This is a genomic window from Asanoa hainanensis (assembly GCF_900188485.1).
GTDB lineage: Bacteria > Actinomycetota > Actinomycetes > Mycobacteriales > Micromonosporaceae > Asanoa > Asanoa hainanensis.
Genome location: NZ_FZPH01000019.1, coordinates 73578 through 87939 on the forward strand (window position 1 = coordinate 73578; position 14362 = coordinate 87939).

The 14362-nt window shown below is 72.2% G+C and carries 15 protein-coding genes; 6 read left to right on the forward strand and 9 right to left on the reverse strand.

Annotated features, from left to right (window positions below; genetic code table 11):
• Positions 1 to 6: 6 nt before the first annotated feature.
• A complete protein-coding gene (locus CHC05_RS34010) occupies positions 7 to 1302 on the reverse strand; it encodes an adenylosuccinate synthase (RefSeq protein ID WP_089254743.1) in 1296 nt (431 codons plus the stop codon).
• A gap of 117 nt (positions 1303 to 1419) precedes the next feature.
• On the opposite strand from CHC05_RS34010, the gene CHC05_RS34015 reads away from it, so the two are divergent.
• Both CHC05_RS34015 and CHC05_RS34020 read left to right on the forward strand, forming a co-directional pair.
• Entirely contained in the window at positions 1420 to 2340 is a 921-nt protein-coding gene (locus tag CHC05_RS34015) for a diacylglycerol kinase family protein (protein ID WP_089254744.1), read from the forward strand.
• Between the two features lie 79 nt (positions 2341 to 2419).
• Positions 2420 to 4372: a MinD/ParA family ATP-binding protein gene (locus CHC05_RS34020; protein WP_089254745.1), complete on the forward strand. Its 1953-nt coding sequence runs from the start codon at positions 2420 to 2422 to the stop codon at positions 4370 to 4372.
• 36 nt (positions 4373 to 4408) lie between these two features.
• Here CHC05_RS34020 and CHC05_RS34025 read toward each other — a convergent pair whose 3' ends face one another.
• Positions 4409 to 4834, reverse strand: a complete 426-nt coding sequence (locus tag CHC05_RS34025; protein WP_089254802.1) for a DUF3151 domain-containing protein — start codon at positions 4832 to 4834, stop codon at positions 4409 to 4411.
• Positions 4835 to 5043: 209 nt separating this feature from the next.
• On the opposite strand from CHC05_RS34025, the gene CHC05_RS34030 reads away from it, so the two are divergent.
• Complete coding sequence (locus CHC05_RS34030; RefSeq protein WP_089254746.1) at positions 5044 to 6228, forward strand: LOG family protein; 1185 nt, start codon at positions 5044 to 5046, stop codon at positions 6226 to 6228.
• Here the strand turns inward: CHC05_RS34030 and CHC05_RS34035 are convergent.
• From CHC05_RS34035 to fbaA, 3 genes are all read right to left on the reverse strand, one after another.
• Positions 6225 to 7241, reverse strand: coding sequence for an SEC-C domain-containing protein (locus CHC05_RS34035; RefSeq protein WP_089254747.1), 1017 nt, complete (start codon positions 7239 to 7241; stop codon positions 6225 to 6227). The two genes, CHC05_RS34030 and CHC05_RS34035, sit on opposite strands and share 4 nt — an antisense overlap.
• Before the next feature lie 15 nt (positions 7242 to 7256).
• A complete protein-coding gene (locus CHC05_RS34040; RefSeq protein WP_089254748.1) occupies positions 7257 to 7778 on the reverse strand; it encodes a hypothetical protein in 522 nt (173 codons plus the stop codon).
• 77 nt (positions 7779 to 7855) lie between these two features.
• Positions 7856 to 8881: a class II fructose-bisphosphate aldolase gene (gene fbaA, locus CHC05_RS34045; RefSeq protein ID WP_089254749.1), complete on the reverse strand. Its 1026-nt coding sequence runs from the start codon at positions 8879 to 8881 to the stop codon at positions 7856 to 7858.
• A 163-nt stretch (positions 8882 to 9044) separates the two neighbouring features.
• Between fbaA and CHC05_RS34050 the strand changes: the two genes are divergently transcribed.
• A complete protein-coding gene (locus tag CHC05_RS34050; RefSeq protein WP_089254750.1) occupies positions 9045 to 9236 on the forward strand; it encodes a hypothetical protein in 192 nt (63 codons plus the stop codon).
• A 4-nt stretch (positions 9237 to 9240) separates the two neighbouring features.
• Here the strand turns inward: CHC05_RS34050 and CHC05_RS34055 are convergent, their stop codons facing one another.
• Both CHC05_RS34055 and CHC05_RS34060 read right to left on the reverse strand, forming a co-directional pair.
• The gene (locus tag CHC05_RS34055; protein WP_089254751.1) at positions 9241 to 10281 is read right to left on the reverse strand and encodes an LCP family protein; all 1041 of its coding nucleotides are present in this window, start codon (positions 10279 to 10281) and stop codon (positions 9241 to 9243) included.
• Positions 10278 to 10727 (reverse strand): SigE family RNA polymerase sigma factor, encoded by a 450-nt coding sequence (locus CHC05_RS34060; RefSeq protein ID WP_089254803.1) that lies wholly within the window; start codon positions 10725 to 10727, stop codon positions 10278 to 10280. The genes CHC05_RS34055 and CHC05_RS34060 overlap by 4 nt, the downstream gene beginning before the upstream one ends.
• 209 nt (positions 10728 to 10936) lie before the next feature.
• On the opposite strand from CHC05_RS34060, the gene CHC05_RS34065 reads away from it, so the two are divergent.
• Both CHC05_RS34065 and CHC05_RS34070 read left to right on the forward strand, forming a co-directional pair.
• A complete protein-coding gene (locus CHC05_RS34065) occupies positions 10937 to 12397 on the forward strand; it encodes a hypothetical protein (protein WP_089254752.1) in 1461 nt (486 codons plus the stop codon).
• Between the two features lie 61 nt (positions 12398 to 12458).
• Positions 12459 to 13250 carry a DedA family protein gene (locus tag CHC05_RS34070; RefSeq protein WP_179266493.1) on the forward strand — a complete coding sequence of 264 codons (792 nt, stop codon included), beginning with the start codon at positions 12459 to 12461 and terminating at the stop codon, positions 13248 to 13250.
• A gap of 4 nt (positions 13251 to 13254) precedes the next feature.
• On the opposite strand, the gene CHC05_RS34075 is transcribed toward CHC05_RS34070, so the two are convergent.
• Complete coding sequence (locus tag CHC05_RS34075) at positions 13255 to 13977, reverse strand: class II aldolase/adducin family protein (RefSeq protein ID WP_089254754.1); 723 nt, start codon at positions 13975 to 13977, stop codon at positions 13255 to 13257.
• A gap of 4 nt (positions 13978 to 13981) precedes the next feature.
• On the reverse strand, positions 13982 to 14362 hold the full coding sequence (locus CHC05_RS34080; RefSeq protein WP_089254755.1) for an ArsR/SmtB family transcription factor: 381 nt from the start codon (positions 14360 to 14362) through the stop codon (positions 13982 to 13984).

Consider the following 14362-nt stretch of genomic DNA (forward strand, 5'->3'; position numbering starts at 1 on the left):
CGGATCCTAGGCGACGCGGAGAAGCTCGTGGCGTACGACGTTCTCCTCGCGCCCCGGACCCACCCCGATGACCGACACCCGGGTGCCGCACAGCTCCTCGATCCGCTCCACGTAGGACCGGGCCGCGGCGGGCAGCTCGGCGAAGGTGCGGGCCTTGGAGATGTCCTCCCACCAACCGTCGTGCTCCTCGTAGACCGGCACCGCGTGGTGGAAGTCGGTCTGCGACATCGGCATGTCCGAGTGGATCGTGCCGTTGATCTCGTACCCGACGCAGATCGGCACCTTCTCCAGGCCGGTCAGCACGTCCAGCTTGGTGATCACCAGGTCGGTGATGCCGTTGAGCCGCACCGCGTAGCGCCCGACCACCGCGTCGAACCAGCCGCAGCGCCGCTCCCGACCGGTCGTCGTGCCATATTCCGCGCCGACCTTGCGCAGGTGCGCGCCGTTCTCGTCGAACAGCTCGGTCGGGAACGGACCAGAGCCAACCCGGGTCGTGTACGCCTTGGCGACGCCGATCACCTGGGTGACCTTGGTGGGCGGGATCCCCGCGCCGACGCAGGCACCGCCGGCCGTCGGGTTGGACGACGTCACGAACGGATAGGTGCCGTGGTCCATGTCGAGCATGGTGGCCTGGGCGCCCTCCATCAGGACGATCTCGCCGCGGTCCAGCGCCGCCCAGAGGATCTCGCGGGTCTCGGCGATGTACGGGCGCAGGCGCTCGGCGTACGCCAGGTATTCCTCGACCACCGAGTCCGTGTCGATCGCCTTGCGGTTGTAGACCTTGAACAGGGTCTGGTTCTTCTCCCGCAGGGCCAGCTCGACCTTCTTGCGGAGAATGCCCGGGTCGAGCAGGTCCTGCACCCGGATGCCCATCCGCGCGACCTTGTCGCCGTACGCCGGGCCGATCCCCCGACCCGTCGTGCCGATCCGCCCCGAGCCCAGGTAGCGCTCGACGACGCGGTCCAGCGCCCGGTGGTGCGGCATGATCAGGTGCGCGTCACCGGAGATCCGCAGGCGGGACACGTCGACGCCGCGCTCCGCGAGCCCGTCGATCTCGGCGAGCAGCACCTTGGGGTCGATCACCACGCCGTTGCCGATGACGATCACGGCGTTCGGCGAGAGCGCGCCGGACGGCATCAGGTGCAGCGCGTACTTCTGCCCGTCCGGGGTGATCACCGTGTGCCCGGCGTTGTTGCCGCCCGAGTAACGGACCACATAGTCGACCTGCCCGCCAAGCAGGTCGGTAACCTTGCCTTTGCCCTCGTCGCCCCACTGCGCGCCGAGAAGCACTATCGCTGGCATCTTTTTCGACCGCCTCCACGGGGCTCGGGTGCCAGGGTGGCGACCGCTTGGCGAGCCCGAAGTGTCAGGCTAACAACAAACGAACAGATGCCTGACCGGGGCGCGAGGAGACCGACCGTGTACGACGTGGTGCTGCTGACGCTTGCCGAGGGCGCGGGTGAGGCGTGTTGCGGCGCGGACACCTGCGCGACGGACACCCTGCGGGCCCCGGTCCGGGCGTGTCTGGATGCGCTCGCCGCCGCCGGAGCGCGGGTCGAGACGGTCACCGCGCACTCTGACCAGGACGTCGACGCCGCGCTGGCGCGCTTCGACGGTCCCGCCCGCGAAGACGGCCTGACCTGGCCCGACGGCGACAGCAAGACCCGGCTGGTGGTGGCGGTCGCGACCGACGGCCAGTTGCGGCACGTGGTGCGGCGGCTCGTCCGCCGGTACGCGCCTCCGCCCAGCCGCCGGCCCGCGGACCTCGCCGGCAACCGGACCGTGCCGGACCTGCCGGCGCTGGCGGTGCTGCCGATGGGCCCGGCCTCCCGCGACCTCGTCACCCGGCTCGGCCTGCCGCGCGACCCGGCCGAGGTCGCGGCGGTCGCGCTCGGCGACACCGTCCGGCGGCTGGACCTGTTGCGCAACGATGCCGGCTCGGTCACCCTCGACGGCGCCCTGATCGGCGAAGGCCAGCCCACCTGGCGCGGGCGGGTCGAGGTCGACGACGCCGTGCTCTCCGACGGCGACGACCCGGTGTTGGCCTGCGCGGTGGGCAACGCCGACGGCTACGCCGAGCTCGACGGGTTGCCGCTGCTGGCTGACGCGGACCCGACCTCCGGGCAGATCGAGGTCGCGGTCGCCGTGCCGATGGTCTCCCGGTCGCTGTTCGGCAAGGCCAAGGTGCGGGTGGAGGTACGCCGGGCGCGTGGCCGGGCCGTCGCCGTGCTGCCCCGCGACGAAGAGGTGCCGTTCGTCGACGACGGTGTGGCGGGCAAGCTGACCCGCAAGCGATCCTGGTGGATCGAACCCGGCGCCTGGGCCGTTTACACCCGCTGATCCCCCGGCGGTCGGCCCCACACGCGAACGCCCCTTACGCTTGGCGCTGGTGTGACCGCTGTTGTGGAGGTGAACCGGCGTGGTTGACGATTCGGACCGGGTCTACCGGCCCAGTGGCAACGGCGCGGCGCGGGGCGCCGAGCAGCCGTGGCCGCCGGACGAGACCGAGGCCGGCTCGGGTTCGGCCGAACATGGCGATCACGACGGTCCGGTGCACGGCGGTCCGCCGGTGCCGCCGCCACCGCCGCCGATCCGCGTGCCGGCACCGCCCGCGCCGCCGCCGATCAACCGGCCCGGCCTGGCTCCGCCGACCCCACCCGCCCAAGCGCCGCACGCGGTTCCGCCCGCACCCCACGCGGCTCCGCCGGCGCCGCACGGGGCTCCCCCAGCGACGCACGCGGCTGCGCCGGCGCCGCACGCGACCCCGGCGTCCGGGCCTGTCTACCGCCCGCAGCCACCCGCACCGCCTCAGCCGGCGCGACACCCGACGGGTGGCCAGAATCCGCCCTCCGCCCGCCCGCCGGCGATGCCGCCCGCGCCGCAGCAGAGCGCGACCGTGCCCGCCCAGCGGCCCGGCGAGGGCCAGGTGCCCGGCACGCCGTGGGCCCAGCCTCCGCAACGCCCCCCGGCGCCGCCAGCCGGACCGCCCGGCGGCGCACCGCCCGCGCACGCCAACCAGCCGAGCCAAGCCGGCCCACCGCCGCAGCACCCCACCGCGCCGCCGGCCAACGCCGGCGCACCGCCGCAGCACCCCACCGCGCCGCCGGCCAACGCCGGTGGGGGGCCCAACATGCCATCCGCACCTCCCGGCGGCGCCGCGGGCCACTCAGCGGCGGCTCCGCCGCCGCAGGGCCCACCAGCCGCCCCGCCACCGCCGGCCCAGCAGGGCGCGCGGCAGCCGCTGCACAGCGCACCGCACCAGCCGAACGCTCCGCTCCCGCCGCACGTGCAGGACCTAGCCGCGGAACAGGACGAGTCCACGCCCGGTGAGGTCGCTCCCGGCGTGGTCGAGGTGCCGCAACAGGGCGTCTACCGGATGCCGACGCCGTCGACCCCGCCCGCGACCGCCAACCCGCGCGGTGAGTGGGCGCCCGACGGTCAGGTGCCCACGGCGGACGACTTCGCCCGCCGGCGGGCCCTGCGCGCGCCGGACCCGATCGCCACCTCCGGGGTCCGCGCGGTGGTCAACCGCACCTCGATGGGCCTGGTCAAGCTGCCGCCCGGCACGGGCGAGCGGGAACGCCGCCAGGGCATCGAGACGATCCGGCGCAACTTCGGCGGGCTGCGGCAGGTCACCGTGGTCAACCCGAAGGGTGGCGCGGGCAAGACCGTCGCGATCCTGCTGCTCGCGATGACCTTCGGGCAGAAGCGCGGCGGCTACGTGCTGGCCTGGGACAACAACGAGACCCAGGGCACCCTGGGCATGCGCGCCCAGCAGGACTTCCACAACCGCACGGTGCGCGACCTGCTGCGGGACCTGGCGCAGTTCCGGGGCGCGCAGGGCCGGGTCGGTGACCTGTCGCAGTACGTGCGGGCCCAGGGCGAGGGCATGTTCGACGTGCTCGCGTCAGACGAGTCCGCGACGGCCGGCGAGATGTTGACCGCCGCCGCGTTCGCGCACCTCCGCGACGTGGTCAGCCGGTTCTACAAGTTGATCTTCGTGGACACGGGCAACAACGTGCGCGCCCAGAACTGGCAGGCCGCGATCGACGCGACCGACCAGCTCGTGGTGACGATGTCGGCCCGCAACGACTCGGCCGAGACCGCCGCCCGGATGCTCGACCACCTCGAGCAGACCGGCCGGCACCGGCTCGTCCGGCAGGCGGTCACCGTGGTGTCGATGCCGCCGTCGCGGCGGGAGATCGACCTGCCGCCGATCGAGAATCACTTCGCGGCGCGCACGCGGGCAGTGTTGCTGGCGCCCTACGAGCGCCTGATCGACACCGGCGAGCCACTGCACTACGCCGGCCTCAGCCGGGAGACCCGCGACGCGTGGTTGCGGATCGCCGCGGCCGTGGCCGAAGGCCTCTAAAGAAGCAGAGCGGAGGGGCGTCAGCCGCGGAGCGGCTTAGCCGCTGAGGGCGTCGGCGGCGGCGGGGTCGCAGTCGCGCACGAACTGCGCGCACCGGGCGGCCTCGTCGGCCTCGCCGATCACGTCGGCGGCCCGGGACAGCACGTAGAGGCTGTGCAGGAACCCGCGGTTGCCCTCGTGCGACCACGGCACCGGTCCGTGGCCCTTCCAGCCGTTGCGGCGCAGCTGGTCGAGGCCCCGGTGGTAGCCGGTGCGGGCGTACGCGTACGCGGTGACCGCACGGCCCTCGTCGAGTGCCCGCTGGGCCAGTTCCGCCCAGGCCGCACTCGAGGTCGGGTGTGCGGCAGCGGCCTGCTCGTAGGCGGCTTCGCTGCCGTCCTTCGCGGCCGCTTCCAGGGCGGCGGCGGCCGCCTCGTCGACCGGGATCCGGGTCGCCGGCGGCTCGGGCATCAGGTTCTGCATCAGCACATTCAACCGTGCGACCGAGGGCGGACGCTGGCTGAACGGCTGAGGCTTTCGTCACGCGTGCGGCGGAAGTGTGTACCGGCAGTCAGGACTACAAATAGAAGTCCGGAGCCTCCCCAGGACCCCGGTGCGAGAGCCCGGCCCGGCCGGGCTCTCGCGTACATCGACCCCGGCCCCCCGCCGGGCTCTCAAGTACGTTGTGGTGCGTGCCGACTCCACCGCCCGCCGACATCGTCGCCCTGCCCGACTCGACCCCCGACGAGATCGAGTCGCGCGCCGAGCTCGACCACCACCTCCGCCGTGGCAGCCTCGCCGGCCTGACCATCCAGGGCCTGCGCCTCGACCTCGACCCGATCCCGGAGCTGGCCGGCGTCGACCTGACGGACGCGCTGTTCGTCGGTTGCCGGTTCGAGACGCCGGAGATCGAGGCGGCGCTGGTGCTGCGCGGCGCGCACGTGATTCCCGGCTTCCCGAAGCTGCCCTACCCGAGCCACCCGGCGCGGCTCTACACCCCGGCCGACCTGGCGGCCGGATTCGACGACGGCGGTTTCGCCGGCATGTACGACACGGTGGTCTACGACCACTTCCGCGCGGCCGGCGGCGCGACGCCGGAGGTCCGCGAGGCGCTGGCCCAGCGGCTGCACGACCACGCGATCGACAACGGCCTGGCCGACGTGACGCGCACCTGGATCGCCGAGCACGGTGCCGACACGGTGGTCGGCGTGATGGGTGGCCACGCGGTGGCGCGCGGCTCGGCCCCGTACCGGCTCGCCGCCACCCTCGGTTGGGAGCTCACCCGGGCCGGCCAGCTGATCGTGACCGGCGGCGGCCCGGGCGTGATGGAGGCGGCCAACCTGGGCTCGTACCTGTCGACCCGGCCGGCCGAGGACCTGACCAGCGCGATCGACGAGCTCGCGGCCGCGCCCGACTTCCTCGACCACGAGCCGTTCACGGCCGTGGCGCTGAAGGTCCGCGAGCGGTTCGCGCCGGCCGGCGACGACTGGCCCCGGCAGGGCGGCCTGGCCATACCCACCTGGCTGTACGGGCACGAGCCGGCCAACCTGTTCGCGGGCCGAATCGCGAAGTACTTCTCCAACGCGATCCGCGAGGACATGATCCTGCGGCTGGCCCGGGGCGGCATCGTGTTCGCACCGGGCCGCGCCGGCACCGTGCAGGAGGTCTTCCAGGCGGCGACCAAGACCTTCTACGGCACCGACGGGGCGAGCGGCGCGTACGTCTTCCTCGACTCCGAATATTGGACGAAGACGTTGCCGATCGAGACGCTGCTGCGCCCGCTGATGGCGCTGTCCCGCTTCGGCGACCTGTCCACGACCATCCACGTCACGGACGACGTCCGCGAAGCCGTCCGGGTGTTGACCGAGAAGAACTAGTCTTGGCGGGAGCGCGGCAGGCAGCACTTCTTGTACTTGCCGCCCGAACCGCACCAGCAGGCGTCGTTGCGGGCCGGCGGCCACGGTACGACCCGGCCGGGCTCGTCGATCTGCTCGGCGTACTCGTCGAAGACCTCGTCCTCCGGGTCCTCGCCGGCACGATCCGCCAGCCAGGACGCCAGCTCATCGGCGGTGCCGCGCACGAGCCGCGTCTCGCCGGTCATCCCGGACTCCGCGCAGAACGCGAAGATCCGCTCGATGTCGGCCCGGTGGTCGTCCCAGGTCGGTCCGCAGCTGCGCGCCACCTCGGGCAGCCGCTCGGCCAACCGGTCGAACTCGGCAACCGGGAAGAACAGGACCGGTCCGCTGAGAGCCGCGGTGAGCTCGGCGCGCTGCTCCTCCTCGGCCGCGGCCTCCAACTCCTCGGCCATCTCGTCGAGGTCGTCGTGCGGGAGCTCCAGCTCGTGCCGGACGTTGTGCCGCTCGGTGATCAGGCGGTACGCGATCTCGGTCGCGAGCTGGCCGGCCTCGTCCTCCGGCTCCTCCTCGGGCAGGCTCGCGCGGGCCTCGTGCACGGCCGCGGTCAGCCATTCGTGTGCGGTCTGGCCACGCCCACCGGACATCAGTGCCTCGGCGATCGCCGTGGCCGCGTCGGGGTCCTGGGTCAGCAGCGGCCGCAGCGGCGTCAGCTCGGCCATGGCCTCGTCGGGGCGGTCGACCAGGAAGAGCAACTGCGCCCGGAAGATGCGGGCGAAGTCGAGGGACGGGCCTGGCTCGTCGTGGGCGGCGATGGCCCGCTCGATCAGCGCGAGGCTGCCGGCCAGGTCCTCGGCCTCGAACAGCAGGTCCGACGCCATGCCGAGGGCGATGGCGGCGTCGGTCGGATCGGCCAGCCGACCCTCGTCGACGACCGCCACCAAAGCGGCGGCGCCGCTCGTGGGCTCACCGCGCTCCGTGGCGTCTTCGGCGATCTGGGCGAGGTCGTCACTGCTCAGCAGGGAGGCGATGGTCACGCAGCACTCTAACCGTCAAGCTATAGGAACCCGCCGCCAGAACCCGATCGGCCACGTCACCTCGGGACGGCTCGACAGCCCGTTCTCGTCCATGGCGTTGTAGACGGCGAGCCTGGCCCCCTCGAACCGGAGCTCGATCGCGTCGAGGAGCCGGGGGCGCCACTGCGACGGCAGGATCCGCTCGATCACGTTGACCTCGCGCAGCAGGCGGCCGGTCACGGCGGCCAGCGCGGGGTGGGCCGCGGCGCGCCAGTCGAGCCGCAGGCCCGGCCAGTCCAGCGGCGCCGACATGTCGACCTGGTCCCAGGTGATGCCGCACTCGTCGAACTTGCGGTGGGTGATCTCGACGTTGGTGTCGCCGAAGCCGAGGATCACCGGGCCCTCGGCGAACCGGGACTGCCGGTCGCTGTCCCACATCACCCAGGCGCCGGCCAGCGGACGGCCGATCAGCCTGGTGAACCGCGCTCGGTGGACGGCGGCCAGCGTGCGGGCCGTGTGGTGCCACTGCGGCGCGTACCCCTCGATGGCCACAGACATCGGTCGATAATACAGAAATCGGTCACCAGACCGCAAAACGAAGCCCGGCCCCAACGAGGGACCGGGCTTCGAAAGAGCTACTTCGAGAGGGTCGTGCCGGTCGAGCGGAGGTCCTCGCAGGCCTGCGAGACCCGCTGGGCCATGCCGGCCTCGGCCGACTTGCCCCAGGCGCGCGGGTCGTACTGCTTCTTGTTGCCGACCTCGCCGTCGATCTTCAGCACGCCGTCGTAGTTCTTGAACATGTGCTCGACGACCGGGCGGGTGAACGCGTACTGCGTGTCGGTGTCGATGTTCATCTTGACCACGCCGTAGTCGAGCGCCTCGCGGATCTCGGAGAGCAGCGAGCCGGAGCCGCCGTGGAAGACCAGCGAGAGCGGCTTGTCCTTGCCGCTGCGGGCGCCGACCGCGTCCTGGATCTCCTTGAGGATCTCCGGGCGGAGCTTGACGTTGCCCGGCTTGTAGACGCCGTGCACGTTGCCGAAGGTCAGCGCCGCCATGTAGCGGCCCTTCTCGCCGAGGCCGAGCTTGTCGACCATGGCCAGGCCGTCTTCGACGGTGGTGTAGAGCTTGTGGTTGATGGCGTTCTCGACGCCGTCTTCCTCGCCGCCGACGACGCCGACCTCGATCTCCAGGACGACGTGCGCGGCGGCCGCCTCGGCCAGCAGCTCGGCGGCGATGTCGAGGTTCTCGTCGAGCGGCACCGCGGAGCCGTCCCACATGTGCGACTGGAACAGCGGGGCCTCGCCCCGCGCGACCCGCTCCTTGGAGATGGCCAGCAGCGGCCGCACGTACGTGTCGAGCTTGTCCTTGGGGCAGTGGTCGGTGTGCAGCGCGATGTTCACCGGGAAGTTCTTGGCGACCTCGTGCGCGTAGGTGGCGAGCGCGACGGCGCCGGTCACCATGTTCTTGACGGTCGGACCGGAGAGGTATTCGGCACCACCCGTCGAGACCTGGATGATGCCGTCGCTCTCCGCCTCGGCGAACCCGCGCAGGGCCGCGTTGAGCGACTGCGACGAGGTCACGTTGATGGCGGGATAGGCGAACGCGCCGGCCTTGGCGCGATCGAGCATTTCGGCGTACACCTCGGGCGAAGCGATGGGCATGTCTGCCGCTCCTTGTCTAATCCGGTCACGGATGCCGGACCGCGCTGTCCTCCATTGGGATTATCCCGCAACACCAGAACACCCTGACAGGCAGGTCAGGCGGTACGACCAGCGCCGTGATCAACCGGGCGGGCGTACGGTGAGAGGGAAGGGGGCGGCGCCGATGACCCAGGACAGCAACTCGATCGACGAGCGCGACCCGGAGGCACCCGAGGCGGACGCCAGGGAGCAGGCGACCCCGGCACGGCCCGACGACCCGCGCGACGACCGCGTCCGGACCGGCCCCGAGGTGCCCGAGGCCGACGCCGTCGAGCAGGCCCAGGCGGTCGGCACCGACGACGACTACCGCCGCTGAGCCGCTAGCGCACGGCCTGCGGGTTCGCCTGGACCCAGCCGGTCAGCCGGTTTTCCTTGATCGCGTCGAAGACCGGCTTGCTGAGCGTGGGGTCGAGCCGCTCGTACTCGACGCCGTCGATGACCACGCCCCGGAACTTCGAGCCGATGTCGATCGAGCTGACCGTGTCGATCTCCGTGGCGACCCGCAACAGTTGCGGCGTGGTGATGCCCACGCCGGCCACCGCGATGCCGTCCGCCGCAGCGTGCACCACCCGGGCCAGCCGCACCGGGTCGCGCACCTCGCTGTTGATCAGCCCGCGCACGAACGCCCGCCCGTTGGCGTCGCGGTCGTAGACGCCGTGCGGCAGCTTCCGTTGGCGGAGCAGGTCGAGCATGCTGCGGCCGTCGAGCCGCTGGCAGCCGGCGGGGTAGACGTGATCGCTGCGCCGCGACGTCACCGGGCGATCGATGCAGATCTCGACGCCGCCCAGCGCGTCGGTCACCTCGCGCAGGCCCGAGTAACGCACGGTCACCGTCGCGTCGACGGACAGGCCGGTGGTCGCCGTGATCGTGCCGGCGGTCAGGGCCGCTCCCGCGGCGAGATCCGGCTCCTGGCCGCGGCGCTGGCTGCCGAAGTAGAAGGTCTCGCCGAGCCGCGCGCGGCCCTTGTCCGGAATCTCCACCAGCAGGTCGCGCGGCAGCGAGACCAGGTAGGCGGTGTGCGCACCGGCCGGAACGTGCACCAGCAGCACGGTGTCGGCACGGTAGCTGCGGCCGCCGTCGTCGTCGACGCCGAGCACGGCGACCGTGAGCGGCCGGTCCACGGCGGCCACGCTGCCGGGCAGCAGGGGGATGTCCACGATCGGCTGCCGGGCGGTGTCCCGCAGCACGAACGGCGCCGACAGCGCGGCGACGACGGCCAGCGCGGCACCGGCCAGCCGCCGCCCGAAGCGGTTACGCCGGCGGCGTACCACCGCACGATCGATGGCCGCGCGCAGCGGTGCGGACGGCGGCGCGAGGATCTCGTGCCGCTCGAACGAATCGCGCAGTTGCTCTTCGATCATGGACAGGTCTCCACCATCTCAGCCCGCAGCGTCGCGAGCGCCCGCGAAATCGACGATCGCACCGTGCCGACGGCGCAACCGAGCACCTCGGCGATCTCGGCGTCGGGCAGGTCTTCGTAGTAACGCAGCACCAGGGCCGCGCGTTGCGCCTTCGGCAAGCGGGCGAGCCAGGACCAGATCTGGTCACGGTCCGCGCTGAGCTGAGCATGGTCGACGGGTACGACCTTGGCCGCCTCGTCGGGTTCCGCCCGGAGCAGCACCCGGCGCAGCCACGAGCCGCGCCGCCAGTCGAGGTACTGGTTGGTGATCATCCGGCGGACGTAGCGGTCGGGCGCGTCCGCCCGTACCACTTTCTTCCAGTTGAGCTGGACCCGCACCATCGTCTCCTGCACCAGGTCCTGTGCGAGATGCGGGTCGCCGCAGAGCATCACGGCGTACCGGAGCATGGCGCCGAGTTGGGCATCGGCGAACTCCTCGTACGTCTGCGGCGTCACGGGTACCTCCGGGGTGGCTCTGCCAGGACGACGCGCGCGGACCTCCAAAGCGCTGCGAAGATCACCGATATTCAGCCGTTCGGCCAGACTACCGACTGTGCTATCGCGATCGAGATCTTCCGTGACTAGAGTCCGCGTCGATCCCTTGGGGAGGGTGCCGGATGCCGCGCACGGGGTTGCGCAAGCTCGCCGCCGTCGGTGGCGCCGTCTGTGCCGCCCTGCTGATCGCCGCGCCACCGGCGTTCGCGGCGCCCGAGGCCGTCTCGATCAACATGCGCGACGTGACCGTCGCGGTCGGGCACACCGGAGTCGTCGTCGGTGCCAACCTCATCTCCGCTGAGCCAGGGGTCCTCGACGACGTGGTGGTCACCTACGACTTCAGCGCGCTGGCGGGCCTGGTCGAGGTGGTCGCACCAGCCTGCACGCTCACCACACCGACGATCCTGGCCTGCGCCCGCGACCAGGTCCGGCTCGGCAGCGCACCGCTGACCGGCGAGTTCGACGTGGTGGTCCGCGCCGTCGACGGCGCCGGGGTCGGCGACGGACCGCTCCAGCTCGGCGTCCAGGCGGCCGGGCTGCCGCTGGTCTCCGGCTCGTCGTGGGTGCGGGTCGGCACCGGCGTCGACCTCGTGGCCGGCCCGTCGACCGAGATCGGTCGAAGGCCGGGCCAGTCGTTCACGCTGCCGTTGACGGTCGAGGTCGCCGGCGCGACCGCGGTCGAGCGACCCAGTGTCTACTTCACGCAGACGCACGCGTTCCGCGCGACCCGCAAGTTCACCAACTGCCTCTACGTCGAGGACCGGCTGCGCAACTGCTGGTTCGAGGGCACCTTCACGCCGGGCGCCACGTACAGCGCCGTCTGGCCCTTCCTGCTCGGCGCCGACACCGCCGCGCCCGGCACGAGGCGGACGGAGGCGACCTGGCTCACCGCCGCCGAGGCGGCCGACTACGAGTCGTTCCTGGCCGGGCACGGCTACTCCGGCGGCGAGCCCGGCACCGAGGGTGAGCTCAGCCTGACCGGCGAGGTCGGGCTGCGTCCGATGGCCGACCAGGCCGACACCGAGCCCAGCAACAACCGCAGCACCCTGACGGTCACGGTGACCGGCTACCACGACGCCGACCTGGTGGCGGTCGGTGCGGCGGTGCGGGGCGCGGTCGGCGAGACGCGGGCGGTGACGGTCGGCGTGCGCAACGACGGGCCGGCCGCGGCCGAGCGTCCCGACGGCGACGTCGCCGTGGTCGACGTGACGATCCCACCGGGCACGACCGCGACCGCGGCGGCACCCGAGTGCGCCCCGCTGTTCGACCCGGACGCCCTCGGAGTGGCCGGCGCGGCGGCGTACCGGTGCCGCCCCGGCCCGTTCGTCCCGGCCGGCTTCACCGTCCAGTTCGCCTTCGAGCTGCGGGTCGACCGGTCCGCGCCGACCGAGGGGTCGGTGCGGCTCGTCGGCGCCGACGACTCCGACACGACCAACGACCGCGCCACGATCACCGTCAACCGCGCCGCCGCCCCGGCGCCGGGCCGGCTGCCCATCACGGGTGCGCCCGCCGGCAGCCTCGCCGCGCTGGGTGTCCTGATGATCGTCGCCGGGGTGCTGATGACCCGGGTCCGCGCCGCCTGAACCAGGCTGGTTCGGCCGCCCTACCCACCTGGGCTTGCGCAGCCCGGTAGCCTTTGTGCCCGTGGAGACGACCCGCGCCCTAGCCGACACTCTCGCCTTCAACCCGTTGGACCCGAAGGATCTTGTGCACACCTTCGGCCTGTACGGGGTGTGGGCGATCCTGTTCGCCGAGACGGGCCTGCTGGTCGGCTTCTTCTTCCCGGGCGACTCGCTGCTGTTCCTGGCCGGCGTGGCCGCCACCCCGGTGGCCGACGCGATCTTCGGCGACGGCACCAAGCTCTCGCTGGCGGGCCTGCTGATCGGCGCGCCGCTGTGCGCGATCATCGGCGCCCAGCTGGGCCACTACCTTGGCGCCCGCTACGGCACGCGGATGTTCGAGAAGCCCGACTCGAAGCTGTTCAAGCGCGAATACGTCGAGAAGGCCGAGCACTACTTCCAGAAGTTCGGCCCGGCCAAGGCGGTCGTCCTGGCCCGCTTCATCCCGATCGTCCGCACGTTCCTCAACCCGGTGGCCGGCGTGCTCGGCATGCCCGCCCGGCAGTTCTTCGTGTGGAACGTGGTCGGCGCGATCCTCTGGACCGACGGCATCATCCTGGTCGGCTACCTGCTGGCGGGGAAGATCTACGACGCCATCGGCACCCACATCGACCGCTACATCCTGCCGTTCGTCGCGCTGATCGTGCTCATCTCGGTTCTGCCGATCATCATCGAGATCATCCGCGACCGGCGCGCCGCCAAGCGGGCCAAGGAGCTGGCGGTCATCGGTGTCTCACCGGTCGCCGGCATCGCCGACGCCATGACGGACGGCGACGACGACCACCGCTCGCACCGCGGCTCGCACCGGGCCAACTGAAGGCTCAGGCGCCGGCCGGCGGTGGCTGGTCGGTCAGGCCGGCGAGCCGGCCGAGGGCCAGCGCACGATAGGTGAGCTGCGCCGCTTCCTCGAGGTTGTAGGCGCGCTTGAGCGCGAGCTCGACGCTGTCGGCCAGCACCGAACAGCCGTGGCGGCTCAGCACGAAGCAGTTGGTGCCGTCGGTCGCGGCCAGCGCGGCGGCCTCGGCCAGCTCGCTGGTGCCGGGCGCGTGGAACGGCACGACGCCGACCCGACGCACATAGAACGCGTGGTCGGTGGTCAGCAGGCGGATGCGTTCGCCCAGCGCGTCGAGCAGCAGGGCGGTCTGCGGATGCAGATGGATGATCGCGGTCACGTCGGGGCGAGCGCGATAGGTGGCGAGGTGCAGCGCGAACTCGGAGCTCGGCGGCAGGTCAGCCGAATGGCGCATCGCGGGCACGGTGCCGATGCCCGCGGGCAACGCGTCGCCGGAGCGCAGGACCGCGCCGTCGCTGATCCGCATGCGGACGAACGACGGACGGGACAGCCGGTCGAGCCAGGTGCCGGCGCCGGTCACCCAGCAGGTGTCGGCGCCCGAGAGCCGGGCTGACAGGTTGCCACCGGAGCCGACCACCAGGCCGGCACGAACTACCGCGGCGCCGCCCTCCGCGAGCTCGTCGCGCAGGTCACGCTCATCGTCGGACCCGGCGTCGAGTCTGGGAGGCGACGCCGGGCCAGTTGATGTCACCGCTTCAGCGCGCGGCCTTCTTGGTGGCGCGCTTGCGCGGCGGGGTGAGCAGGTCGGCGATCGTGGCGATAGCCGACGGCACGAGGCGGTAGTAGGCCCACACGCCGCGCTTCTCCCGCTCGAGCAAGCCAGCCTCGGTCAGGATCCGCAGGTGGTGGCTCACGGTCGGCTGGGAGAGCCCGAGCGGAGCGGTCAGGTCGCAGACGCAGGCCTCACCTTCCGGTGCCGACTGGATGAGGCTCAGCAGCCGCAGTCGGGCCGGGTCGGCAAGCGCCTTGAGCACCCCAGCGAGGCGCTCGGCATCTGCACGTTCGATTGGCTCGCCGGCGAGCGGCGAGATCTGAGGCATGGTCATTTCAGCCAACGCAGTTCCCACGTATTCCAT

What these genes read in the sequence shown, in the direction of transcription:
- CHC05_RS34055 (WP_089254751.1), bottom strand. Translation starts at nt 10,281, where the DNA reads ATGATCGAAGAGCAACTGCGCGATTCGTTCGAGCGGCACGAGATCCTC.
- CHC05_RS34025 (WP_089254802.1), bottom strand. Translation starts at nt 4,834, where the DNA reads ATGCAGAACCTGATGCCCGAGCCGCCGGCGACCCGGATCCCGGTCGAC.
- CHC05_RS34065 (WP_089254752.1), top strand. Translation starts at nt 10,937, where the DNA reads ATGCCGCGCACGGGGTTGCGCAAGCTCGCCGCCGTCGGTGGCGCCGTC.
- CHC05_RS34040 (WP_089254748.1), bottom strand. Translation starts at nt 7,778, where the DNA reads ATGTCTGTGGCCATCGAGGGGTACGCGCCGCAGTGGCACCACACGGCC.
- CHC05_RS34010 (WP_089254743.1), bottom strand. Translation starts at nt 1,302, where the DNA reads ATGCCAGCGATAGTGCTTCTCGGCGCGCAGTGGGGCGACGAGGGCAAA.
- CHC05_RS34050 (WP_089254750.1), top strand. Translation starts at nt 9,045, where the DNA reads ATGACCCAGGACAGCAACTCGATCGACGAGCGCGACCCGGAGGCACCC.
- fbaA (WP_089254749.1), bottom strand. Translation starts at nt 8,881, where the DNA reads ATGCCCATCGCTTCGCCCGAGGTGTACGCCGAAATGCTCGATCGCGCC.
- CHC05_RS34080 (WP_089254755.1), bottom strand. Translation starts at nt 14,362, where the DNA reads ATGGAATACGTGGGAACTGCGTTGGCTGAAATGACCATGCCTCAGATC.
- CHC05_RS34060 (WP_089254803.1), bottom strand. Translation starts at nt 10,727, where the DNA reads ATGCTCCGGTACGCCGTGATGCTCTGCGGCGACCCGCATCTCGCACAG.